Source organism: Variovorax boronicumulans, from assembly GCF_040544675.1.
Lineage (GTDB): Bacteria > Pseudomonadota > Gammaproteobacteria > Burkholderiales > Burkholderiaceae_C > Variovorax > Variovorax boronicumulans_D.
In genome coordinates, this window is the sequence record NZ_JBEPKK010000019.1 from 33,268 (window position 1) to 55,067 (window position 21,800).

At 68.5% G+C, this 21,800-nt stretch carries 21 protein-coding genes; 4 read left to right on the forward strand and 17 right to left on the reverse strand.

All coding sequences use genetic code 11. The annotated features are described in order from the left end of the window. The first annotated feature begins 21 nt into the window (after positions 1-21). Together ABIC90_RS24725 and ABIC90_RS24730 are read left to right on the forward strand one after the other, a co-directional pair. Complete coding sequence (locus ABIC90_RS24725; protein WP_354358897.1) at positions 22-1,701, forward strand: PepSY-associated TM helix domain-containing protein; 1,680 nt, start codon at positions 22-24, stop codon at positions 1,699-1,701. Then, positions 1,694-2,041 carry a DUF3325 domain-containing protein gene (locus ABIC90_RS24730; protein WP_436318245.1) on the forward strand — a complete coding sequence of 116 codons (348 nt, stop codon included), beginning with the start codon at positions 1,694-1,696 and terminating at the stop codon, positions 2,039-2,041. The genes ABIC90_RS24725 and ABIC90_RS24730 overlap by 8 nt, the downstream gene beginning before the upstream one ends. 13 nt (positions 2,042-2,054) lie before the next feature. Here the strand turns inward: ABIC90_RS24730 and ABIC90_RS24735 are convergent, their stop codons facing one another. From ABIC90_RS24735 to ABIC90_RS24760, 6 genes are read right to left on the reverse strand one after another with little or no spacing between them, the layout of a single operon-like run. After that, a complete protein-coding gene (locus ABIC90_RS24735; protein ID WP_354358899.1) occupies positions 2,055-3,506 on the reverse strand; it encodes an aldehyde dehydrogenase in 1,452 nt (483 codons plus the stop codon). 36 nt (positions 3,507-3,542) lie between these two features. Continuing rightward, positions 3,543-4,259: an ABC transporter ATP-binding protein gene (locus tag ABIC90_RS24740; protein ID WP_354358901.1), complete on the reverse strand. Its 717-nt coding sequence runs from the start codon at positions 4,257-4,259 to the stop codon at positions 3,543-3,545. Continuing rightward, positions 4,256-5,005, reverse strand: a complete 750-nt coding sequence (locus tag ABIC90_RS24745) for an ABC transporter ATP-binding protein (protein WP_354358903.1) — start codon at positions 5,003-5,005, stop codon at positions 4,256-4,258. The genes ABIC90_RS24740 and ABIC90_RS24745 overlap by 4 nt, the downstream gene beginning before the upstream one ends. After that, entirely contained in the window at positions 5,002-5,934 is a 933-nt protein-coding gene (locus ABIC90_RS24750) for a branched-chain amino acid ABC transporter permease (RefSeq protein ID WP_354358905.1), read from the reverse strand. Before ABIC90_RS24750 ends, ABIC90_RS24745 begins: the two co-directional genes overlap by 4 nt. Then, positions 5,931-6,809, reverse strand: coding sequence for a branched-chain amino acid ABC transporter permease (locus tag ABIC90_RS24755; protein WP_354358907.1), 879 nt, complete (start codon positions 6,807-6,809; stop codon positions 5,931-5,933). The genes ABIC90_RS24750 and ABIC90_RS24755 overlap by 4 nt, the downstream gene beginning before the upstream one ends. Positions 6,810-6,813: 4 nt before the next feature. Next, entirely contained in the window at positions 6,814-8,004 is a 1,191-nt protein-coding gene (locus ABIC90_RS24760) for an amino acid ABC transporter substrate-binding protein (protein ID WP_354358909.1), read from the reverse strand. Between the two features lie 202 nt (positions 8,005-8,206). Between ABIC90_RS24760 and ABIC90_RS24765 the strand changes: the two genes are divergently transcribed. Together ABIC90_RS24765 and ABIC90_RS24770 are read left to right on the forward strand one after the other, a co-directional pair. Continuing rightward, positions 8,207-9,163, forward strand: a complete 957-nt coding sequence (locus tag ABIC90_RS24765; protein WP_354358911.1) for a helix-turn-helix domain-containing protein — start codon at positions 8,207-8,209, stop codon at positions 9,161-9,163. Between the two features lie 47 nt (positions 9,164-9,210). After that, on the forward strand, positions 9,211-9,861 hold the full coding sequence (locus ABIC90_RS24770; protein ID WP_354358913.1) for a flavin reductase family protein: 651 nt from the start codon (positions 9,211-9,213) through the stop codon (positions 9,859-9,861). A 9-nt stretch (positions 9,862-9,870) separates the two neighbouring features. Here ABIC90_RS24770 and ABIC90_RS24775 read toward each other — a convergent pair whose 3' ends face one another. The 11 genes from ABIC90_RS24775 to paaC form a co-directional block, all read right to left on the reverse strand. After that, positions 9,871-10,638, reverse strand: coding sequence for a CPBP family intramembrane glutamic endopeptidase (locus ABIC90_RS24775; RefSeq protein WP_354358915.1), 768 nt, complete (start codon positions 10,636-10,638; stop codon positions 9,871-9,873). A 127-nt stretch (positions 10,639-10,765) separates the two neighbouring features. Continuing rightward, positions 10,766-11,326, reverse strand: coding sequence for a methyltransferase family protein (locus ABIC90_RS24780; RefSeq protein WP_354358917.1), 561 nt, complete (start codon positions 11,324-11,326; stop codon positions 10,766-10,768). 30 nt (positions 11,327-11,356) lie between these two features. Then, positions 11,357-12,115, reverse strand: a complete 759-nt coding sequence (locus ABIC90_RS24785; protein WP_354358919.1) for an SDR family NAD(P)-dependent oxidoreductase — start codon at positions 12,113-12,115, stop codon at positions 11,357-11,359. Beyond that, a complete protein-coding gene (gene paaZ, locus ABIC90_RS24790; RefSeq protein ID WP_354358921.1) occupies positions 12,115-14,166 on the reverse strand; it encodes a phenylacetic acid degradation bifunctional protein PaaZ in 2,052 nt (683 codons plus the stop codon). The genes ABIC90_RS24785 and paaZ overlap by 1 nt, the downstream gene beginning before the upstream one ends. Before the next feature lie 175 nt (positions 14,167-14,341). Then, entirely contained in the window at positions 14,342-15,073 is a 732-nt protein-coding gene (locus ABIC90_RS24795) for an ABC transporter ATP-binding protein (protein WP_354358923.1), read from the reverse strand. Then, positions 15,070-16,968, reverse strand: coding sequence for a branched-chain amino acid ABC transporter ATP-binding protein/permease (locus ABIC90_RS24800; protein ID WP_354358925.1), 1,899 nt, complete (start codon positions 16,966-16,968; stop codon positions 15,070-15,072). Before ABIC90_RS24800 ends, ABIC90_RS24795 begins: the two co-directional genes overlap by 4 nt. Next, positions 16,965-17,993 carry a branched-chain amino acid ABC transporter permease gene (locus tag ABIC90_RS24805; protein ID WP_354358927.1) on the reverse strand — a complete coding sequence of 343 codons (1,029 nt, stop codon included), beginning with the start codon at positions 17,991-17,993 and terminating at the stop codon, positions 16,965-16,967. Before ABIC90_RS24805 ends, ABIC90_RS24800 begins: the two co-directional genes overlap by 4 nt. A gap of 201 nt (positions 17,994-18,194) precedes the next feature. Beyond that, on the reverse strand, positions 18,195-19,343 hold the full coding sequence (locus tag ABIC90_RS24810) for an ABC transporter substrate-binding protein (protein WP_354358929.1): 1,149 nt from the start codon (positions 19,341-19,343) through the stop codon (positions 18,195-18,197). Positions 19,344-19,386: 43 nt separating this feature from the next. After that, on the reverse strand, positions 19,387-20,472 hold the full coding sequence (gene paaE, locus ABIC90_RS24815; protein ID WP_354358931.1) for a 1,2-phenylacetyl-CoA epoxidase subunit PaaE: 1,086 nt from the start codon (positions 20,470-20,472) through the stop codon (positions 19,387-19,389). 11 nt (positions 20,473-20,483) lie between these two features. Continuing rightward, positions 20,484-21,008: a 1,2-phenylacetyl-CoA epoxidase subunit PaaD gene (gene paaD, locus ABIC90_RS24820; protein ID WP_436318246.1), complete on the reverse strand. Its 525-nt coding sequence runs from the start codon at positions 21,006-21,008 to the stop codon at positions 20,484-20,486. Then, a complete protein-coding gene (gene paaC, locus ABIC90_RS24825) occupies positions 21,005-21,784 on the reverse strand; it encodes a 1,2-phenylacetyl-CoA epoxidase subunit PaaC (RefSeq protein ID WP_354358935.1) in 780 nt (259 codons plus the stop codon). Before paaC ends, paaD begins: the two co-directional genes overlap by 4 nt. Positions 21,785-21,800: the final 16 nt, after the last annotated feature.

The following is a 21,800-nucleotide window of genomic DNA, read 5'->3' on the forward strand; positions in this document are numbered from 1 at the left end:
TTTCCCTTCAGGAGCTTTCCCGTGTTTCAGAACTTCCGGCTTTCCATGGCCTGGCTGCACACCTGGTTCGGCCTGACGCTGGGCTTCGTTCTGATGGTCGTCTTCTTCTTCGGCTCGCTGTCGGTGTTCGACCGCGAGATCGACCGCTGGGCGATCCCCGAAACCCGATTCGATCCGCAGCCGATGCCGTCCTTCGACCGCATGCTGCTGCCCATCTTCCAAGACATCAAGCCCACTGCGCAAAGCATCGACGAGGCGCGCAGCCGCGTGAACGGGCCGATGGCCGAGAGCTTCAGCCCCACGCGATGGGCCGCCTACACCACCCACCGCGACCCGGTGCTGAGCCTGTTCGCGAACTTCACGCTGCCCAACGCCAAGGACCCGGAAGACACCGTTTTCGGTGGGCGCACCATCGACCCGCGCGTGGGCACGGCGCTGCCCGAAGACCGGCTCAAGGTCGGCAGCGAATTCTTCTACCCGCTGCACTACAGCCTGCACCTCGACTGGCTGAACCTGGGCACCTGGATCGTCGGCTTCGCCGCGCTCGTGATGCTGGTCGCGCTGGTGAGCGGCGTGGTGATGCACCGCAAGATCTTCCGCGAGCTCTTCACCTTCCGTCCGGCCAAGCACACCCAACGCAGCGCGCTCGACCTTCACAACCTGACGGGCGTGGTGGCGCTGCCCTTCCACTTCATCTTTGCGCTGTCGGGCCTGGTGATCTTCGCGGGCATCTATTTCCCGGTCACCCACACCCAGCTGGAGCCGCTGCACGAGCTGCACGAGAAACTAGACGCGAAAAAAACCGGGCTGCCGCACGACCGCGCTGGCGTCCCCGGCACGCTGGCGTCGGTGGATGCGATGGTGGCCGAGGCCAAGCGGCGCTGGGCCGCCCGCGACATGGCGGGCGAGGTGGGGCTGCTCGTGGTGCGCCATGTGAACGATGCCAATGCCTACGTCAGTGTCTACCGCGCGGGCAGCGACCGCGTCACCCTCACCGGCGAAGGCATCCATTTCAAAGGGTCCACGGGCGAGGTGATTCGTGAAGACCCGCCGCCGACGGTCGTGGCCGGCATCGCGGACTTTCTCACCGGCCTGCACCTGCAGCATTTCGAACACTGGCTGCTGCGCTGGCTGTACGTGCTCGGCGGGCTGTCGGGCTGCGTGTGCATTGCCACCGGCTTCATCTTCTTCGTGGAAAAGCGCAAGCGCCAGCACGCCAGGCAGGGCGTGAGCGGCGCGCGCTGGGTGGACGCCTGCGCGGTCGCCACCGTGACCGGGCTCCTGGTCGCGACTTTCGCCATGCTCATCGCCAATCGCCTGCTGCCCGACGGCCTGCCGCTGCGCGGCAAATGGGAAATGGGCATCTTCGCGGGTGCCTGGCTGCTGGCCTTCGCACACGGAATCTGGCGGACCGCCCCCACCGCCGAAGGCCGCCTGTCGCCCGCCTGGGCAGAGCAGTGCTGGGCCGCCGCCGTGCTGGCCGTGGCAGCGGTGCTGCTCAACTGGATCACCACGGGCGACCACCTGCTGCGCACCATCGGCACCGGCTACTGGCCGGTGGCCGGCGTCGATCTTTCCCTGCTCGCGAGCGCCGCTCTGGCCGTGGTGGCCGCGCGCATGCTCAAGCGCCGGGCCGAGGCCACGACGGCTGCTTCCGCGCAGTTCGCCCCAGACACCCGTACCTCGACCGCCCGTGCCTGACGCCATGTTCCTGTTTGCCGCCATGGCCGCCAGCATTGCGGGCGCGGCCCTTCTTGCGCTGTCGATCGATGTGCACTGGGAGCAGGTGCGCACCGATCCGCAGTGCTCCCCGCGCATGGTCCGGCTCCTGCGCGCCATGGGGGCTGCCTTTCTGCTCGCATCGCTGGTGCTGTGCCTTCGCGCGGACCATGTCTCGATGGCCTCGCTGGTCTGGTTCATGACCCTCGCCTGCGCGGCGCTGGTCGTGGCGTTCACGCTGAGCTGGCGCCCGCGCTGGCTGCGCCCCTTGGTGATGTGGGTTCCCGCAGCCGCCGCGCCGGAAAGATCCGGCCGCTCGTAGAACCCGCTGCCGCTCAGAACGGGTAGCGCCGCGGCGTCGTCTGCACCGTGAGCCAGCGCAGTTCGGTGAAAGCTTCCACGCCTGCCCGGCCACCGAAGCGCCCGTAGCCCGATGACTTGACGCCGCCGAAGGGCATCTGTGCTTCGTCGTGCACGGTCGGGCCGTTGACGTGGCAAATGCCGGCTTCGATGCGGCGCGCCACGTTCCAGGCGCGCGCCACGTCGCGGCCGAACACGGCGGACGACAGCCCGAACTCGTTGTCGTTGGCGACGGCCACGGCTTCTTCCACACCGCTGACGCGCACCACCGCCTTCACCGGGCCGAAGGATTCCTCGCGGTAGATGTGCATCGCGGGTGTCACGTGGTCGAGCACGGTCGCGGGCATCAGCGTGTTGGCGGCCTTGCCACCGCAGACCAGCGTGGCGCCCTTGGCCAGCGCATCGTCGATCAGCGCGTTGCAGCGCGTCACCGTGCTCATGTCCACCACCGAGCCCAGCACCACCGGGCCTTCGCGCGGATCGCCGAGCGGCAGGCCTTGCGCGCGCGCTGCGAACTTCGCGACGAATTCATCGGCGATGGCGTTGTCCACCACGATGCGCTCGGTCGACATGCAGATCTGCCCCGAGTTGGCGAAGGCGCCGAAGATCGCGCCGTTCACCGCGGCGTCGATGTCGGCATCGTCCAGCACCACCAGCGGCGCCTTGCCGCCGAGTTCGAGCACGGCGGGCTTGAGGTACCTGGCGCAGGTCTGCGCGATCAGCCGGCCCACGCGTGTCGAGCCGGTGAAGTTGATGCGGCGCACCGCGGGGTGCGCGACCATGGCTTCGACCACGGCGCCGGCATCGGCGGGCGCGTTGGTCACGAAGTTGACGACGCCCTTGGGCAGGCCGGCTTCGTTCAGCGCTTCGACGATGAGCGCGTGCGTCTCGGGGCACAGCTCCGAGCCCTTGAGCACCACGGTGTTGCCGCAGGCCAGCGGCGTGGCGATGGCGCGCGTGGCAAGGATCACCGGCGCATTCCACGGCGCAATGCCGAGCACCACGCCCGCCGCCTGCCGCACGCCCATGGCGAGGCTGCCGGGCACGTCGGAGGGAATCACTTCACCGCTGATCTGCGTGGTGAGGGAGGCGGCCTCGGTGAGCAGGCCCGCCGCGAGGTGCACGTTGAAGCCGGCCCACAGCGCCGATGCGCCGGTCTCGCGCGCCATGGCCTGGACGAAGGAATCGGTGCGTGCCTCGAGGGCGTGCGCCGCCTTGAGCAGCAGCGCGCGGCGTTCGCCCGGGCCGGTTTGCGACCAGGCGGCGAAGGCGCGCTGCGCAGCGTCCACCGCGGCGACGGCGTCCGCCGGTGTGCCTGCGGGCGCACGGGTGGCGACGCCGCCGTCCAGCGGATTGCGGCGCTCGAAAGTGGCGCCGCCCGAGGCCGGTCGATGCTCGCCGTCGATGAACATGAAAACGTCGGTCATGAAAGTGTCCTTTGAGAAAGAGGGGAGGGAGAGATGTCAGGCCACGCCCAGGTAGGCCTTGCGCACCACGTCGGAATGCAGCAGCGCCTGTGCCTCGCCCGAGGCGACGACGCGCCCGCGTTCGAGCACGTAGCCGCGGTCGGCGGCCTGCAGGGCCTTGCGCACGTTCTGCTCGACCATCAGCACCGTCACGCCCTGGGCCGCGATGCGGCGCACGATGGCGAAGAGCTCGTCGACCATGCGCGGCGCGAGGCCGAGCGAGGGCTCGTCGAGCATCAGGAGGCGGGGGCCGCTCATCATGGCGCGCGCCACGGCGACCATCTGCTGTTCGCCGCCGCTCATGGTGCCGGCGAGCTGCGTGGCGCGTTCCTTCAGGCGCGGGAAGTCATCGAAGGCGCGCACCAGCCGCTCGCGGCGCACCTGCCCGGGCAGCAGCCAGCCGCCGAGTTCGAGGTTTTCGGTCACGGTCATCTGCGGAAAGAGCTGACGCCCTTCGGCGACCAGCGCGAGCCCGCGGCGCACGCAGGCGGTGGCCTCGCCCGAGGGCAGGGCAGCGCCGTCCAGCACCGCATCGCCCGTGCGCGGCAGCAGGCCCGCCAGCGCCTTGAGCAGCGTGGTCTTGCCCGCGCCGTTGGGGCCGAGCACCACGGTGATGCCGGGGCGCACATCCAGGTCCATGCCCTGGATCACCTGGAAGCCGTGGTAGCCCGCGGACAGGCCGCGCACGGTGAGTTGGCTCGGTGCGGCGCTCATTCCGTGGTCTCCATCTCGTCGCCCAGGTAGGCCTCGACCACCTCGGCATTGCGCACTACCTCGGCCGGCGTGCCGTCGGCGATCTTGCGGCCCTGGTGCAGCACCAAGACGCGTTCGACGTACTTGAGCAGCGTGGCGACCGCATGCTCGATCCACACGACCGTGAGGCCGTGCTCGTCGCGCAGCCTGCGGATGCGCCGCGCCATCGCATCGACCTCCGCTTCGGTCACGCCCGCGGCGACTTCGTCGAGAAGCAGCACGCGCGGCCGCGTGCCCAGCGCCATGCCGATCTCGAGCAGCCGCTGCTGCGAGGGCGTCACATCGGCGGCGATGTTCTTCGCCAGGCCGCCCAGGCCCAGCATGTCCAGAATCTCGCCGGTGCTCCCCAGCCCCGCGATGGGCGCGCGACGGCGCCCCGCGAACTGCATGCCGAAGCGCACGTTGTCCTCCAGCGTCATGTCGGCCATGACGCGCGGCGTCTGGAAGGTGCGCGCGATGCCGTGCGCCGCATACAGGTGTGGGCCGCGCCGGGTCAGGTCGACATCGCCCTCGACCAGCAACCGCCCCGAGGTCGGCATGACCACGCCCGAGATCGCATTGAAGAAGGTCGTCTTGCCCGCGCCGTTCGGCCCGATGATGCCGACCAGCTCGCCCGCATGCAGCGTGGCGCTGACCGCATCGACGGCGGTGAGCCCGCCGAAGCGCACCGTGAGTTCGCGGGCTTCCAGAAGAGGCTGCGCGTTCATGGCCCGTGCCCCCGGATGGCCGCCACCTTGCGCTGCCACAGCGACGCGAGGCCGTTGGGCAGGTACATCACGCACAGGATCAGCAGCAGGCCCAGCACCATCATGTAGCCGTAGGGTAGCTGCAGCCGCAGCGTCTCCGACAGCAGGCTGAACACGATGGCCGCGGCCACCGGCCCGCCGATGCTGGCGGCGCCGCCGATCATCGCGATCAGCACGGTCTGGAAACCGATGAAGGGGCTGAACACCGCGGGCGGGTCGATGTAGGTCCAGCGCACGGCCATCGCCGCGCCGACCGCGCCCGCGAACGCGGCGGTGAGCGCGAAGCCCGCGATCTTCACGCGGCGCGTGTCCACGCCCAGCGTCTGTGCGCGCTGCTCGTCGGCGCCGATGCCGGAAAGCGCGAGGCCGAAGCGGCTGCGCTTGACCAGCAGCGCCGTGGCAATGGCCGTGCCAGCGATCGCCAGCACCGTGAGGTACACCGTTTCGTTCGACGGCACCACGGTGAGCACGCGCCCCACCGTGCCCGACACCTGCTTCTCGACGAAGGTCACGGCGTGGCGGATCAGCTCGGTCATGCCGAAGGTCAGCACCGCGAAGTAGGTGCCGCGCAGGTGCAGCACCGCCGCGCCCATCAGCACCGCCACCGCGCTGGCAATGGCCGCGCCCGAGAGGATGACCAGCGGCCACGGCAGCACCTCGAGCAGCGTGGCGCTCGCATACGCGCCGAGCCCGAAGAAGGCCGAGGTCGCGAGCGACAGGTAGCGCGTGGCGCCGCAGAACAGCGACCAGCTGGTGGCCAGCGCGATGTACATCAGGCAGCCCAGCGCCACCGAGGCGACGAACTCCGACGCGACCCAGGGCAGGGCGGCCGCCAGCAGGAGGCCGGTGGCGAGCACCCACCAGGGCTTGTTGTGGAAGAGGGAGATCATTTTCTGGAGAACAGTCCGTTGGGCCGCCAGATCAGCACGCCGATGAACACGGCGTACGACAGCAGCATCTTGAGCGAGGGGCTCGTGTAGTGCATGCCCAGCGCTTCCACCACGCCCAGCAGCAGGCCGCCGACCAGGCTGCCCGCGACGCTGCCGAAGCCGCCGAGGGTGATGACGATCAGCGCCGTCACCGTGTAGGGCTCGCCCATCGAGGGCGAGATTTCATAGGTCATCGACAGCAGCGCACCGGCCACGCCCGAGAGGCCCAGGCCGATGCCGAACATCAGCGGATGCAGCCGTTTCGTGTTGATGCCCACCAGCTGCGCACCGGTGGGCGACTGCATCAGCGCACGCACCGCCTTGCCCAGCAGCGTGAGCTTGAGCAGCGCGACGAGCGCCACGCTCAGCGTCAGCGCCACGCCGAACAGCACCAGCTTGTTGGCGGTGAAGCGCATCTCGCCCAGTTGCACCGGCTCGGCCAGGTAGTCGTAGCCGCGCAGGTCGCCGCCCCAGATCAGCAGCGCGGTGTTCTGCACGAGGAACATCAGCCCGAAGCCCACCATCAGGCTGCGCGCCTCGAACACATCGACGTTCGGTGCGCGCGCCGCCACCTGCCTGAAGCACAGCCAGTGCACCGCCATGCCCAGTGCCATCAGCACCGCGAACGCGACCGGCATGAAGACCAGCGGCGAGATGCCCAGCGCCGTGTGCGCCCACCATGTCAGAAAGGCGCCCAGCATCAGGAACTCGCCGTGCGAGATGTTCATGATGCGCATCAGCCCGTACTGCAGGTTCAGCCCGATGGCGACCAGCGCATAGATGCCGCCCGTGATCAATCCGCCGGCCAGGAGCTCGGCCCATCCAGAGAACGACACGCCGTTACTTCCAGGCCGGTTTCGGCATCAGTTGCGCGGTGGCGCGGTCCCTGGGCCAGACCACTTCGAAGTCGTTGCCCTGCCATTGCGCGACGGTGCCGGGGATCGAGGCGTTCTCGCTGCCCTCGAAGCGGATCGGCCCGAGGATGGTCTTGAACTCGTTTTTTGCGATCTGCTCGCGCAGCGCCTTGCGATCGAGCCCCACCTTCTCCACCGCCTGCTGCAGGATCTGCAGGCCGGCCCATGCGTGGCCGCTGGCCCAGCGGTCGGGCTCCTTGCCGAACTTCTTCGTGTGCGCTTCGAAGTAGGCCTTGGCCTCGGGGCTGGTCTTGCCGTTCCACGAGCCCATGCCGATCACGCCTTCGGTGTTGGCGGCCATCACGTTCTTGTAGAGCTGGAAGGCGGTGCCCACCGAGGCGTAGAAGTACTTCGGGTTGAAGCCGACTTCGCGCGCCTGCCGGCTCGCCAGGATGGTGTCCGGCGGGTAGGTGATGCCGATGAAGGCGTCCGGGTTCAGGTCTTTCATGGTGCGCAGCACAGGCGCGAGGTCTTTCACGCCGAGCGGGTAGCTCTTGCGGTCGAGCACCTGGATCTGCGTCTTCTTCAGCGCGTTGTTGAGCGCCGCGAAGTTCTCCAGCCCGAACAGGTCGTCCATGTAGACGATGGTGATGGTCTTCACGTTGTTCGCCACCAGCATGTCCACCAGCGCACCCATCATCTTGTCGGGCTGCTGCAGCAGCGAGAAGAAGAAGGGCAGCCGCATGTCGATCAGCTTGCGCGAGAGCGCGGTGGGCGCCAGCAGCGGATAGCCGAAGCGGTTGGCCAGCGGCGCAACCGCGAAGTTGGCGCCCGAACCCCAGGGCGGCAGCACGAGGTCGACCTTGTCGCTGCCCATCAGTTTCTCGAAGGTGCGCACGCAGGTCTCGGTCTCGCTGCGGTCGTCGTAGCCGATGAGCTCGATGGGGCGCCTGGCACCCTTCACCGAAATCCCGCCCGCGGCGTTGACCTGCTCGGCCCACAGCAGGTAGTTGGGCTCCTGGCTGACCTGCGCACCGGCCGCCCAGGGGCCAGTACGGGCGATGGCGTAGCCGATGCGAACGGGGCCGCTCTGCGCGAACAGGCGCGGTGCGACGGCGGCGGTGCCCAGGGCGGTGGCGGCCCCCTGGATCCAGCGGCGGCGGGTGGCTTGAAACATGGCGAGTCTCCTTCCGGGCGTCGGTATGCGCCCGCTGCGGTCATCCTAGGAAAGGGGGCCCCCGGGTGCTGTGCCCGCCGCGCACAAAGCACTTGACGCAGCGCGCAGGTGCCTAGTGGTTAACCCGAAAGCCCGCGGATTGCCCAGGCGATTCACAATGCGCTGCCGTCCGGCCGCGCATTGCGATCTTTCGTTTTCCTTCATGACCGAGTCCCTGCTGCTGTCCACCGACCCGATTCCGCCGAAGGAGCGCGGGCCGCAGTGGTGCGAGTGGGTGTGGCGCCACTTCGGCGGCCTGGGCTCCGACCTGTACGGCGACAGCGAATTCGAAGGCCATATCGCCGCCTCGCATGCCGGCGACGTCATCCTCACGCGGCTGGAGGCCAATCGCCACCGCGTGCTGCGCACCGCGCAGATGGCGCGGCTGAGCGAGGCGCCCTACCTGAAGATCGTCGCGCCCTGGCAGGGCTCGGCGGAGGTGACGCAGCGCGGCCGTGCGGCGGCGGTGCGCGCGGGCGGATGGGTGCTCTACGACACCACCGCCGACTACCGCGTGGAGAATCCCGAGCGCAGCGACCACCTGATCGTGATGCTGCCCAAGGACCAGATCGTCTCGCCCTCGCTGCCGCTCGCGGACCTGTTGGCGCGCCGCATCGGGGGCGACAGCGGCATCTCGCGCGTGGCGCTGGAGACCATGCGCAACACGTATCTCGAACTGCCATTCATGAGCGAAGCGGCGGCGCGCGGCGCGGGCGAATTGCTGATCCAGCTGGTGCGGCTCTCGCTGATGGAGCTTGCGGGCCAGAGCACGCCTCGCACCCAGCGCGAGGCGCTGAAAGACCGCATCCAGCACCACGTCGCGCAGAACCTGCACGACCCGGCACTGTCGATCGACGGCATGGCGCAGGCCCTTCGCTGCAGCAAGCGCCTGCTGCACAGCGCCTTCGCGGGCGACGACGACACGCTCACCGGCTACATCCTTCACCAGCGGCTGGCGGCGAGCATCCGCGGGCTGCTGGATCCGGCGAATGCGTCAAGGTCCATCACCGACATCGCGCTGGCCTCGGGCTTTGGCAACCTTTCGCACTTCAGCCGGGTGTTTCGCGAGCACACGGGCGGGAGCCCGAGCGAGTTCAGGCGGCAGGCGGCGCCGCGCTGAGCTGAACTGCGCGAGCGAATCGCCGCAAGGCGTGGCATGCTGGCTGCATGGCCCACCCCGCTCCCGCTACGCCGAACAACGCCGCATCGCCTTCGTCTTCGCACCGCCGCCCCGTTCCCCTCGCCAAGGCCTATCGCCTGCTCAACCACGGACCCACCGTGCTCGTGAGCGCGGCGCACGGCGGGCAGCGCAACATCATGGCGGCCGCGTGGGCGATGCCGCTGGACTTCGATCCGCCCAAGGTGGCCGTGGTGCTCGACAAGAGCACCTGGACGCGGGTGCTGCTCGAAGGCGCGGGCTGCTTTGCGTTGCAGGTGCCGTCGCGCGCGCAGCTCGATCTGACGGAGGCCCTGGGCAACAGCTCGGGCCGCGAGATCGTCGAGACCTCGGGGCGCGACAAGTTCGCGGCCTACGGCCTTCAGACTTTCGCCGGCACCGCCACCGATGCGCCGCTGCTCGAAGGCTGCGTGGCCTGGCTCGAATGCCGACTGCTGCCCGAGCCGCCGATACAGCAGCGCTACGACCTGTTCCTGGGCGAGGTGATCGCCGCGCAGGCCGATGCACGCGTGTTCGCCAACGGGCGCTGGAACTTCACCGGCCATGACGAACTGCGCACGTTGCACCATGTGGCGGGCGGGCACTTCATCGTGGACGGCGAAGCGGTCGATGCGCGGCCGCTGCCGCCCGTGCAGCCTTGAAGGGAACGCTTAGCGCAACGGCTTGCGCGGCGCCGGCGCGACCAGCATGCGCCGCAAGGCCAGCACGCCGACGACGGCGGCCAGCACCACCAGCAGCAGCATCCACAGCGTCTCGGCGGCCGTGGCCGCGTCGGGCCAGTCGCCGACCACCAGGGCGCCGGTGTTGTACGCGGCATGCAGCGCGATGCACGGAATGAGCGAACGGGTGCGCTCGTAGAGCCAGCCGAGCACCATGCCCATGGCCACGCCCACGACGAACTGGTAGATGTTCAGGTGCGCCGCACCGAACAGCACGGCCGAGCCGAAGATGGCCCACCCCCGCGAGTAGCGTCGAAGGAAGCCGCGCAGCACGATGCCGCGGAACAGCATTTCTTCGAGCAGCGGGGCCACCACGCACACCGCCAGCGTGGCCGCGACGCTGCCGTCGGCCATGCGGCTGAACATCGCCTGTTCCCCGGGCGAGAGCGGCGCAATGATCGCCAGCAGCGTGAGGGCCAGCGACATCGCCACCATCAGCCCCGGCACGAGCAGCAGCACCGGCGGCACGATCAGCATCAACGTGGCGCGGGTCGAGGCGGGCGACTGGTGGAAGAGCTGGCGGTAGGTGAGCTGCTGGTAGTGCATGACCACCGCGAACACGCAGCCGTTGCCCAGCACCGTGGAAAGTACGCCCAGCTGCATGCCGTTCAGCCCGAGCCAGCCGTTGGCATCGCGCAGCGCGGTGCCGACGATGAATTCGCAGAGGAGCAGCGCCAGGAACAACAGGGCGGCTTGCACGGCGGAAGGGAAGGCCGTGCTTTTCGGGGAGTGCATGGGGGAGACGGGCGCCGGGGAGGGAGGCGCATATTAACGTTGCGCCCCGCACTTGCAGGCTGCGGAGGAACCGCGACCCGTGAAGAATGGCCTAGATCACGAACGGAATGAAGCGCCGCGTGCGCCGCATGTAGTCGCGGTAGGTCTCGCCGAAATGCGCGATGCATTCCTTTTCGTCGCGCAGTGCCGTCAGCAGCAGCAGCACCGTGGCCGCCAGCACCAGCGCCAGGGTGAGCCAGGTGAACTGCTTGAGGAAGGCGCCCCAGGCCAGCAGCATCAGCGCGGTGTACATCGGATGGCGGATGTAGCGGAAGGCGCCGGTGGTTACCAGCGACGAGGTCTTCTCGAAACCGTAGAGGGCAGGGTCGTCGTTGCGCGCATCGCTGGGCTTGCCCTGTGCCTTGAGCAGCCGCACCGCGTGGATCGGCAGCCAGATGGAGAGCGCGAGGAAGATGCTCGAAAGAATCTGCGTCGGAGAGAACGGGTCCACATGCCACACCGGCAGGTTCACCACGATCAGCACCAGCATGCATTCCCACGCGAAGAAGCGGTAGAAGCCGTGCGAGCCGGGCTGGCTCAGCGGTCCGCGCGACACGTAAAGCAGCGCGGCCGTGCCGGCGACGAGAAGGAAGATCTGGAACCAGAAGAGCATGGCGGCCGAATTTACACGCGCCGCCCGTCTTCAGCCAGAAATAGAAAACCCGCCGTCCACCGGAATCGCTGTGCCGGTCACGTAGTCGGAGGCGGGGCTCGCGAGAAACACCGCGGTGCCTGCGATGTCGGCCGGCTGGCCCCAGCGGCCGGCGGCGGCGCGGGCCACCACGCGGTCGTACAGGCCCGGAATCTGGGTGCGGGCGCCGTCGGTGAGTTCGGTCTCGAACCAGCCGGGCAGGATCGCGTTGACCTGGATGTTGTCGGCCGCCCACGAGAGCGCGGTCGACTTGGTGAGCTGCACGATGCCCGCCTTGCTCGCGGCATAGGCCGGCGCATAGGGCGCGCCGAAGATCGACATCATCGAGCCGATGTTGATGATCTTGCCGCCGCCCGCGCGCTGAAGGTGCGGGTGCGCGGCGCGGCTGCAGAGGAAGGCGCTGGTGAGGTTGGTGTCCATCACCTGGTGCCACTCGGCCAGCGAGAGCTGGTCGACCGGCTTGCGCACCGTGGTGCCGGCGTTGTTCACGAGGATGTCGAGCCGGCCGCAGCGCGCGGCCGCGTCGTCGAAAGCCTTCTGCACCGAGGCCTCGTCGGTCACGTCGAGTGTGAGCGCGAAGCTGTCGCTGCCCAATGCCTTGAGGGCCTCGACCGCGGCGGCCGACTTCTGTGCATTGCGTGCCGCGACGATGACGCGCGCCCCGGCTTTCGCAAGGCCCTCGGCCATGCCGAGGCCGATGCCGCCGTTGCCGCCGGTGACGAGCGCGACTTTTCCAGTGAGATCGAACATCAGATGGCCTCCGGCTTCTTGGACACGAGGGTCAGTATGTCGTAGCTCGCGACCACGTCGCCGTCCTGGTTGGTCACCTCCACGTCCCACGCCACCACGCCCTGGCCCTGGCCGCTCGCGTCCTTCTTGTTGCGATCGATCTTGCGCTTGCAGGTCAGGCGCGCGCGGATGGTGTCGCCGATGCCCACGGGCTTGACGAAGCGCAGCGTGTCCAAGCCGTAGTTGGCGAGCACCGGGCCCGGCGCGGGCGAGACGAACAGGCCCGCCGCTGCCGACAGCACGAAGTAGCCGTGCGCGATGCGCTTGCCGAAGGGCGATTCCTTGGCTGCGACCTCGTCGAAGTGCATGTAGAAATAGTCGCCCGAGATGCCGCCGAAGGCCACGATGTCGGCCTCGCCGACGGTGCGCCGGTGGGTGAGCAGCGAGTCGCCGATGCGCAGGTCTTCGAAATAGCTGCGGAAGGGATGCACCTCGCTCTCGCGTACGGCGGCGCCGCGCACATGCTCGCCGGTGATCGCGGCCAGCATCGTCGGCGAGCCCTGCACCGCGGCGCGTTGCAGGTAGTGCTTCACGGCGCGCAGGCCGCCCAGTTCTTCGCCGCCACCCGCGCGGCCAGGGCCGCCATGCTTGAGCTGCGGCAGCGGCGAGCCATGGCCGGTCGATTCGACGGCGGCTTCGCGGTCCAGCACCAGCAGGCGGCCGTGCCACGCGGCAGCGACCGGAATGGCCTTGGCTGCGATGGCCGGGTCGCGCGTGACCAGCGTGCCGACGAGGCTGCCGCGGCCGCGTGCGGCCAGGGCCAATGCTTCGTCGATGCCGTCGTAGGGCATCAGCGTGCTGACGGGGCCGAAGGCCTCGACATCGTGCGCGGCATCGTGTTCCAGCGGCTTGCGGCTCAATAACAGCGTGGGCGCGAAGAACGCGCCTTCGCTCACGCCGTCGCCCACGGGCGAGAAGCCGTCGCGCTCGCCGTAGACCAGCTCGGCGCCCTGCAGCAGCATGGCCACGCGCTCGGCCACGTCGGCCTTTTGCGCGTGCGAGGCGAGGGCGCCCATGCGCACCTCTTCGCGCGATGGGTCGCCGATGACGGTCTTGGCGAGGCGCGCGCGGAGGCGCTCGGCCACCGCATCGAGGTGCTGGCGTGGCACGATCGCGCGGCGGATCGCGGTGCACTTCTGGCCGGCCTTGGTCGTCATCTCGCGTGCCACTTCCTTCACGAAGAGATCGAACTCCTCGTCGTCGGGTGTCACGTCGGGCGCGAGGATGGCGCAGTTGAGCGAGTCGGCCTCGGCGTTGAACGGGATCGACTGGCGCACGATGTTCGGATGCACGCGCAGCTTGGCCGCGGTGTCGGCCGAGCCGGTGAAGGTGACGACGTCGGGGCCTTCGAGGCGATCGAGCAGGTCGCCCGTGCCGCCGATCACCAGCTGCAGGCTGCCCTCGGGCAGGATGCCCGACTGCACGATGAGCCGCACCGCAGCCTCGGTGAGGTAGCTGGTGGCCGAGGCCGGCTTGCCGATGCACGGCATGCCCGCGAGGAAGCTGGGCGCGAACTTCTCGAGCAAGCCCCACACCGGAAAGTTGAAGGCGTTGATGTGCACCGCCACGCCGCCGCGTGGCACCAGGATGTGCGTGCCCGCAAAGCCGCCCTTCTTGCCGAGCGGGAAGGCCGGGCCTTCATGCACCAGGTTGCCCGAAGGCAGCTCGTTGGAGCCGATGCCGGCGTAGGCGCTCAGCGTGCCGGCGCCGCCTTCGATGTCGATCCAGCTGTCGGCGCGCGTGGCACCGGTGTGGGCCGAGATCGCGTAGAGCGTTTCCTTGTTCGCGGCGAGGTACTTGGCCAGCGCCTTGAGGCGCTCCGCGCGCTGCTGGAAGTCGAGCTTCATGAGCGCGGGGATGCCGGTGCGGCGCGCGTACTGCAGCGCTTCGGCGAAGTCGATGGCCTCGGCATGCGTGCTGGCCACGGGCTGGCCGTTGATGGCGCTGCGCAATTGCTGCGCGCTCTCTTTGCCGATCCAGCGGCCGGCGATGTAGCTTTGGAGGGGGGTCATGAAAGTGTCCTTTGGCTTTGTCTTTGTATTGGCTCCTTCCCCTTCCGGGGGAAGGCTGGGATGGGGGCAAGCGGCGCTCGTTCGGCGCAGTGCTTTGTCAAAAGCCGTCGTGCCCCCACCCCGACCCTCCCCCGGAAGGGGAGGGAGAAAGAGAAGGGCAGAGAGAAAAGCGGCGTCAGTGCTTGTTGCCGATCCCCAGATAGGTATCGATGATTCTTTGGTCATGCAGCAGATCGCGCGCATTGCCTTCCAGCGCCACGTCGCCCATCTCCAGCACATACGCCCGGTCGGCCACCTGCAGCGCCGCGCGCGCGTTCTGCTCCACCAGCAGCACCGACACGCCATGGCTGCGCAGTTGCGACACCACGCGCAGCACCTCGCGCACCACCAGCGGCGCCAGGCCGAGCGAGGGTTCGTCGAGCATCAGGAGGCGCGGCCGCGCCATCAGCGCGCGGCCGATGGCGAGCATCTGGCGTTCGCCGCCCGAGAGCGTGGACGCCATCTGCGGCTCGCGCTCGCGCAGCCGCGGGAAGATCTCGAACACCTCCTCCATGCGGGCGCGCTGGTCGCGCTTGCCCTTGCGCCACTGGTAGAAGCCGCCGAGCAGCAGGTTGTCTTCGACCGACATCTCGCCGAACAGCTCGCGGCGCTCCGGCACCAGCGCCACGCCGCGCGCCACCATGGTCTCGACGCCAGGGCGCGCGATGCGCTCGCCGTGCAGCGCGAGCACGCCGGTGGACGGCAAGAGCCCCATCGCCGCGCACAGCAGCGTGGTCTTGCCCGCGCCGTTGGGGCCGATGACGGTGACGATCTCGCCTTCGTTCACATGCAGCCGCACGCTGTGCACCGCCTCGACGGTGCGGTAGGCGACGCAGAAGTCCTCGAGTTGAAGCAGGGGATGGCTCATCGTGCGTCTTCCAGCAGTTCGTCGTCGGCACCGCCCAGATAGGCTTCCAGGACACGCGGGTTGGCTTGCACCTCGGCGGGGGTGCCGATGGCGATGACGGTGCCGAATTCGAGCACCGTGACGCGGTCGGCCAGGTTCATCACGAATTCCATGTCGTGTTCCACCACGAGGATGCCGAGGCCCTCGGCGCGCAGCTGGCTCAGCAGCACGGAGAGTGCGCGCTTTTCCAGGTGCCGCAGGCCCGCGGCGGGTTCGTCGAGCAGCAGCACCGAGGGCTGGCCGGCAAGGGCGCGCGCGATTTCCACCACGCGCTGCTGGCCGAGCGACAGCGATGCGGCCGGCGTGTCGGCATGCGCGCCCAGGCCGCAGCGTTCGATCTGGCGGCGGGCTTCGGCCATCAGCGCGGCTTCTTCGGCGCGGTCCAGCCGCAGCATCGCGGCGAGCCAGCCGCGCCTGGCGCGCAGGTGGGCGCCGAGCGCGACGTTCTCGACCACGCTGCGCTGCCCGAGCAGGCGCACATGCTGGAAGGTACGGCCCAGGCCCAGTGCGGCGAAGTCACGCGACGGCTTCGTGGCCATCGACTGGCCCGAGAGCCTGACCTCGCCCGAGGTCGGATCGTCCACGCCCGAGATCATGTTGAAAAAAGTGCTCTTGCCTGCGCCGTTCGGCCCGATCAGCGCGTGAATCTCGCCGGCCTTCAGCGTCATCGAGATCGCGTTGTTGGCGACCAGGCCGCCGAAACGCTTGCTCACGTCGCTGGCTTCGAGCAGCAATTCGCCCGATGCGGGCAGCGTGCGCTGCGCAAGCTGCACGGCGGGGGCCTTCGAAGCGGCGGGCGTTGGCTTGGGCACATCGGCACGCACCCAGCGGCTCGCCAGCCGTGCCAGCGTAGGCCACAGCCCATCCGCAAAGCGCTGCAGCACGAACAGCATCAGCAGGCCGAACACGATCACCTCGAAGTTGCCGCTGGTGCCGAGCAATGCGGGCAGCACGTCTTGCAGCTTCTCCTTGAGCAGAGTGATCAGCGCAGCGCCCAGCACCGCGCCCCAAAGATGCCCCGCGCCGCCCACCACCGCCATGAACAGCAGCTCGATGCCGATGTTCAGGTTGAAGGGCGTGGGGTTCACAAAGCGCTGCAGGTGCGCATAGAGCCAGCCCGAAACTGCAGCGAGCAGCGCGGCCAGCACAAAGAGCTTGATGCGGTGGCGCGCGGTGTCGACGCCCATCGATTCGGCCATCAGCCGCCCGCCCTTGAGCGCGCGGATGGCGCGGCCTTCGCGCGAGTCGAGCAGGTTGTGCATCGCCCACAGCGCGAGCAGCAGCACGGCCCAGATCACTACGCCCAGCGCGCGCGGCGTGGCAAGCGACACGCCCGCGACCACGAGCGGCGGCACGCCCGTGATGCCGGTCTGCCCGCCGAGGAACTCCATGTTGCCGAACAGGTAGTAGAGGCTCAGGCCCCAGGCGATGGTGCACAGCGGCAGGTAGTGGCCCTGCAGCTTGAGCGTGACCGCGCCCAGCGCCCAGGCGAGCGCGAAGGTGAACACAAGGCCCAGCAGCAGGCCGGCCCAGGGCAACAGCACAGGGTTGAGTCCGCTCATCCATGCGGCAGCGGTAGGCGAGGTGCAGATCCACGCCGTGGCGTACGCCCCCATGCCGACGAAGGCGGCCTGTCCGAAAGAGGTCATGCCGCCCACGCCGGTCAGCATCACCAGCCCCACGGCGACCAGCGCATAGAGCCCGATGTTGCTGAGTACCGACACGGTGAACTCGGGCAGGAAGCCCCAGGCCAGCGCGAGCGCGACCACGAAGACCAGCGTGAGCTGGCGCGGCGTGACCAGCGGCTTGCCGGCGGGCGGTGCATTGACCGCGACGGGATTCGAAGACGGGCTCATTCCTCGTCCTCCACATGATGGCTGCGCAGCGAACGCCACCACAGCACGGGAATGATCAGGGTGAAGACCAGCACTTCCTTGAACGGGCTGGCCCAGAAGGAAGCAAAGGCTTCGAGCTGCCCGACGAGGAGCGCGCCGACCAGCGCCAGCGGATAGCTCGCCAGCCCGCCGACGATGGCCGCGACGAAGCCCTTGAGGCCGATCAGGAAGCCGGTGTCGTAGTACACGGTGGTGATCGGCGCGATGAGCAGGCCCGACACCGCGCCGATGAGCGCCGCGAGCGCAAAGCTCAGGTCGCCCGACAGCTCGGTCGGAATGCCCGAGAGGCGCGCACCCACGCGGTTGATGGCAGTGGCGCGCAAGGCCTTGCCGACCATCGAGCGCCCGAAGAACAGGAACATCGCGATCACCAGCAGCAGGGTGACGCCAACGACCACCAGCGATTGCCCGCTGACCGGAATGCCGCCGATGTCGAAGCGGGCGTCCGAGAAGGCCGTGGTGCGCGAACCTTCGGCGCCAAAGAACAGCAGGCCCAGGCCGACCAGCACGCCATGCAGCGCGACCGAGACGATCAGCAGCATCAGCACGTTGGCATCCGCCAGCGGCCGATAGGCCAGGCGATAGAGCAGCGGACCGAGCGGCATGATCAGCAGCAGCGTGGTGAGCGTCTGCCCCGCCATCGAGGTGGGCTTGAGCAGCAGCACCAGCGCGGCGGCGGCCAGCGGCAGCACCACGCACCACGCGAGCGCCGAGGCCCAGTCGACCACCGCGCCGCGCTTCCAGCGCCAGAACTCGACGATCAGCACCATCACCGCCAGTGCGAGCAGCAGCCACAGCGTGGCCGGCACGCGGCCGGCCTGCAGCATCGCCATCGACAGCGCCCCGAAGGCGACGAACTCACCCTGGGGAATGAAGATGACGCGCGTGACCGAGAACACCAGCACCAGGGCGAGCGCCATCAATCCGTAGACGGCACCGTTGACGATGCCGTCCTGCCCCAACAACAGGGCGATCTGCAAATCCATAAAAGAACCTTTGGGCTCGGCCCGTGTGTCGAATCAGTTTCTGCCGCAAACGCCGTCAGCCGCGCTGCGTTGCTCCTTCCCCCTTTGGGGGAAGGTTGGGATGGGGGCAAGCGGCCCTTGTTCGGCGCAGTGCGTTGCCGTGTGCCGTCGTGCCCCCACCCCTGCCCTCCCCCAGAGGGGGAGGGAGCAAGGCAAAGGCCATCAGGGTTGGTATTTCCAGGCGCCGTTCTCGATCTTCACCATCACGCGCGCGCGCTGGTCCAGGCCGAGGTGATCCTTCTCGGTCATGTTGAACACGCCATGCGCGCCCGACACATCCTTGGTCTGCTCCAGCGCATCGCGCAGCGCGGCGCGGAATTCAGGCGTGCCGGGCTGGGCCTTCTTCAGCGCGACCGGCACGGCCGAGCTCATCAGCAAACCGGCGTCCCATGCGTGCGCGCCGAAGGTGGACACGGTGCCCTTGCCGTTGGCCGCTTCATAAGCCGACACGTAGGCCATCGCGGATTTCTTCACCGGGTTGTCGGCAGGCAGCTGGGCGGCCACGAGCACCGGGCCGGCCGGCAGGAAGGTGCCTTCCACGTCCTTGCCGCCCACGCGCAGGAAGTCGGAATTCGCCACGCCGTGGGTCTGGTACATCTTGCCGGTGTAGCCGCGCTCCTTGAGCGTCTTCTGCGGCAGCGCGGCCGGCGTGCCCGAGCCCCCGACCAGCACGGCGTCGGGCTTGGCGGCCATGATCTTCAGTGCCTGGCCGGTCACCGAGGTGTCGCTGCGCGAGAAGCGCTCGTTGGCGACCACGGTGATCTTCTTGAGCGCGGCGGCCTTGGCGAATTCTTCCGACCAGCCTTCGCCGTAGGCGTCGGAGAAGCCGATGTAGGCGACCGTCTTCACGCCGTTGGCGGCCATGTGCTCGGCGATGGCCAGCGACATCATGATGTCGTTCTGCGGCGTCTTGAACACCCACTTCTTCTTGGCGTCCATCGGCTCGATGATGCGGGCCGAGGCGGCGATGGAGATCATCGGCACCTTGGCTTCGCTCACCACGTCGATCATGGCCAGCGAGTTGGGCGTGGTGGTGGAGCCCAGCACGATGTCGACCTTGTTCTCGGCGATCAGCTTGCGGGTGTTGGCCACGGCCGCGGTGGTGTCGGAGGCATCGTCCAGCACGATGTAGTTGATCTTCTGGCCGCCGATGGTCTTGGGCATCAGCGCGATGGTGTTCTTCTCTGGAATGCCGAGCGAGGCGGCCGGGCCGGTGGCCGACACCGTCACGCCGACATTGACGTCGGCCCAGGCCGCGGCGGCGGTGGCGCACAGCGCGGCGATCAGCAGGGGCTTGAAGAGGAATTTCATTGGTTTTGTCTCCGGGTTGAAAAAGGGGTCGAGGCCTGGCGCATCAACGTTCGTCGAAGGACAGCGTCACGCGCTCGGTGAGGGGGTGGGCCTGGCAGGTCAGCACGAAGCCCGCGGCCACTTCATTCTTGTCGAGCGCAAAGTTTCTTTCCATGCGGACTTCCCCGTCCACGCACTTGGCACGGCAGGTGCCGCACACGCCCGAGGTGCACGAGAACGGCACTTCGAGGCCGGCGGCCGACGCCGCATCGAGGATGCTGGGCTGGCCTTCGGTGAAGGTGATTTCGCGCTGCAGGCCGTCTCGCACGATGGTGATGCGCGCCTGCTTGGCATCGCCGGGCAGCGTCTCGTGCACCACGGCGCCGACCTGGGTGGCCGAGGGCAGCGCAACGCCGAAGCGCTCGATGTGGATGCGGTCTTCCGGCACGCCGGCCGCGAGCAGCGCGGCTTCGGCCTCGTCGTTCATCTGGAACGGGCCGCAGACGTACACGTGGTCGATGCGCTTGGCCGGCACCACCGACGAGAGGAACTCGCCGATCTTCTCGCGGTTCATCACGCCGAAGCCCAGCGGCGAATCGGTGTGCTCGTCGGAGAACACATGCAGCAGCACCAGGCGCGTCATGTAGCGGTTCTTCAGGTCCTCGATTTCTTCCTTGAACATCGTGGACTGCAACTGGCGGTTGCCGTAGATCAGCGTGAAGCGGCTCGCGGGCTCGCGCGCCAGCACCGTCTTCATGATCGAGAGGATCGGCGTGATGCCGCTGCCGCCCGCGATGCCCACGTGATGCCGGGCCGAGGAAGGCTCGATAGGCACGAAGAAGCGGCCCTGCGGCGCCATCACCTGCAGCGTGTCGCCGGGCTGCAGGCTGGCGTTGATCCAGTTGGAGAACACGCCGCCGCGCACCTTGCGCACGCCCACGCGCAGCTCGCCGTCGTCCAGGCCCGCGCAGATCGAATAGGAGCGGCGCAGGTCCTGGCCGTCGATGTCGTGGCGCAAGGTGAGGTACTGGCCCTGCGTGAAGCCGAAGACTTCCTGCAGGTCGGTGGGCACTTCGAACGAGACGATGACGGCCTCGGCCGTGTCGGGCTCGATGGCCTTCACGCGCAGGGGATGGAAGAGGGTGCTCATCGCTTGGGGACCTAGATTGGCTTGAAGTGTTCGAAGGGTTCGCGGCAGGCCATGCAGCGGTACAAGGCCTTGCATGCGGTGGAGCCGAAGGCCGAGAGGCGCTCGGTGCGCTCGCTCGCGCAACGCGGGCAGGCGATGCGTTCGCCCGCGATGCGGCCGAAGAGCTTGATCGGCATCGCGGTGCTCGCCGCGGCTTCGGGGGTGAGGTGGGCCGGCGGCGCGATGCCGTAGGCCTTGAGCTTCGCGCGGCCTTCGTCGCTGATCCAGTCGCTGCTCCATGCGGGTGCGCGGCGCAAGGTGGCGCGTGCGCGGCCGAGGCCGGCCTGTTCGATGGCGGCCAGCACGTCGTGTTCGATGGCCTCGGTGGCGGGGCAGCCGGAGTAGGTCGGCGTGAGCACGATCTCGAGGCCCTCGTCGTGCTCGATCACTTCGCGCACGATGCCCAGGTCGCAGACCGAAACGGCCGGCACCTCGGGGTCGAGCACGGTGTGCAGCACGGCCCAGGCCGCATCGACGCGCGATGCAACTGCGTTCACCACACGCCTCCGGGAAAGCTGCGCTGCAGATGCTGCATCTCGGTGAGGATGTAGCCCATGTGCTCGCTGTGAACGCCCTGCTTGCCGTTGCTGCGGAAGGCGGCTTCCTTCGGCATCGTGAGGCCGGCGGCGTCCAGCACCTGCTGCATCTCGGCAAGCCAGGGTTCGCGCAACTCGCTCCACGCCGGGCCGAGGCCGCTGGCGCTCGCTGCTTCGTCCACCGCATCGCTTTCGAAGAGTTCGGGCACATAGAGCCAGAGTTGCTTCAACGCTTTTTCGGTGCGGCGACGCGATTCATCGGTGCCGTCGCCCAGGCGCACGACCCAGTCGGCCGAATGCTGCTGGTGGTAGCGCGCTTCCTTCACCGCCTTGCCGGCGATGGCCGCCACTTCGGCGTCGCTCGACGCGGCCAGGCGCTGCCACAGCAGCTTGAGCAGCGTGGCGACCATGGTGTTGCGCAGCACGGCGAATGCGAAGTCGCCGCGCGGCAGCTCGACGAGCGTGAGGTTGAAGTAGTCGCGCTCGTCGCGCAGGTAGGCGAGCTGGTCTTCGTCGTGCGCGCGGCCTTCGCCCTCGAGCTTGCCGGCATGCGTGAGCAGGCCGCGTGCCTGGCCGACGAGGTCCAGCGCGATGTTGGCCATCGCGATGTCTTCCTCGAGCACGGGCGCATGGCCGCACCATTCACCCAGGCGCTGCGCGAGCACGAGGCAGGTGTCGCCGATGCGCAGCAGGTATTGCACGGCGGGGGTGCAGTTCAGTTCTATCGATGCTTGCATGGTGTTGAGTTCCTGT

Excerpts from the sequence above, each read along its gene's own strand:
- paaC (WP_354358935.1), bottom strand. The coding sequence starts at position 21,784 with ATGCAAGCATCGATAGAACTGAACTGCACCCCCGCCGTGCAATACCTG.
- paaE (WP_354358931.1), bottom strand. The coding sequence starts at position 20,472 with ATGAGCACCCTCTTCCATCCCCTGCGCGTGAAGGCCATCGAGCCCGAC.
- ABIC90_RS24750 (WP_354358905.1), bottom strand. The coding sequence starts at position 5,934 with ATGATCTCCCTCTTCCACAACAAGCCCTGGTGGGTGCTCGCCACCGGC.
- ABIC90_RS24795 (WP_354358923.1), bottom strand. The coding sequence starts at position 15,073 with ATGAGCCATCCCCTGCTTCAACTCGAGGACTTCTGCGTCGCCTACCGC.
- ABIC90_RS24760 (WP_354358909.1), bottom strand. The coding sequence starts at position 8,004 with ATGTTTCAAGCCACCCGCCGCCGCTGGATCCAGGGGGCCGCCACCGCC.
- ABIC90_RS24805 (WP_354358927.1), bottom strand. The coding sequence starts at position 17,993 with ATGGATTTGCAGATCGCCCTGTTGTTGGGGCAGGACGGCATCGTCAAC.
- ABIC90_RS24785 (WP_354358919.1), bottom strand. The coding sequence starts at position 12,115 with ATGTTCGATCTCACTGGAAAAGTCGCGCTCGTCACCGGCGGCAACGGC.
- ABIC90_RS24770 (WP_354358913.1), top strand. The coding sequence starts at position 9,211 with ATGGCCCACCCCGCTCCCGCTACGCCGAACAACGCCGCATCGCCTTCG.
- ABIC90_RS24765 (WP_354358911.1), top strand. The coding sequence starts at position 8,207 with ATGACCGAGTCCCTGCTGCTGTCCACCGACCCGATTCCGCCGAAGGAG.
- ABIC90_RS24810 (WP_354358929.1), bottom strand. The coding sequence starts at position 19,343 with ATGAAATTCCTCTTCAAGCCCCTGCTGATCGCCGCGCTGTGCGCCACC.
- ABIC90_RS24740 (WP_354358901.1), bottom strand. The coding sequence starts at position 4,259 with ATGAGCGCCGCACCGAGCCAACTCACCGTGCGCGGCCTGTCCGCGGGC.
- paaZ (WP_354358921.1), bottom strand. The coding sequence starts at position 14,166 with ATGACCCCCCTCCAAAGCTACATCGCCGGCCGCTGGATCGGCAAAGAG.
- ABIC90_RS24735 (WP_354358899.1), bottom strand. The coding sequence starts at position 3,506 with ATGACCGACGTTTTCATGTTCATCGACGGCGAGCATCGACCGGCCTCG.
- ABIC90_RS24800 (WP_354358925.1), bottom strand. The coding sequence starts at position 16,968 with ATGAGCCCGTCTTCGAATCCCGTCGCGGTCAATGCACCGCCCGCCGGC.
- ABIC90_RS24780 (WP_354358917.1), bottom strand. The coding sequence starts at position 11,326 with ATGCTCTTCTGGTTCCAGATCTTCCTTCTCGTCGCCGGCACGGCCGCG.
- ABIC90_RS24745 (WP_354358903.1), bottom strand. The coding sequence starts at position 5,005 with ATGAACGCGCAGCCTCTTCTGGAAGCCCGCGAACTCACGGTGCGCTTC.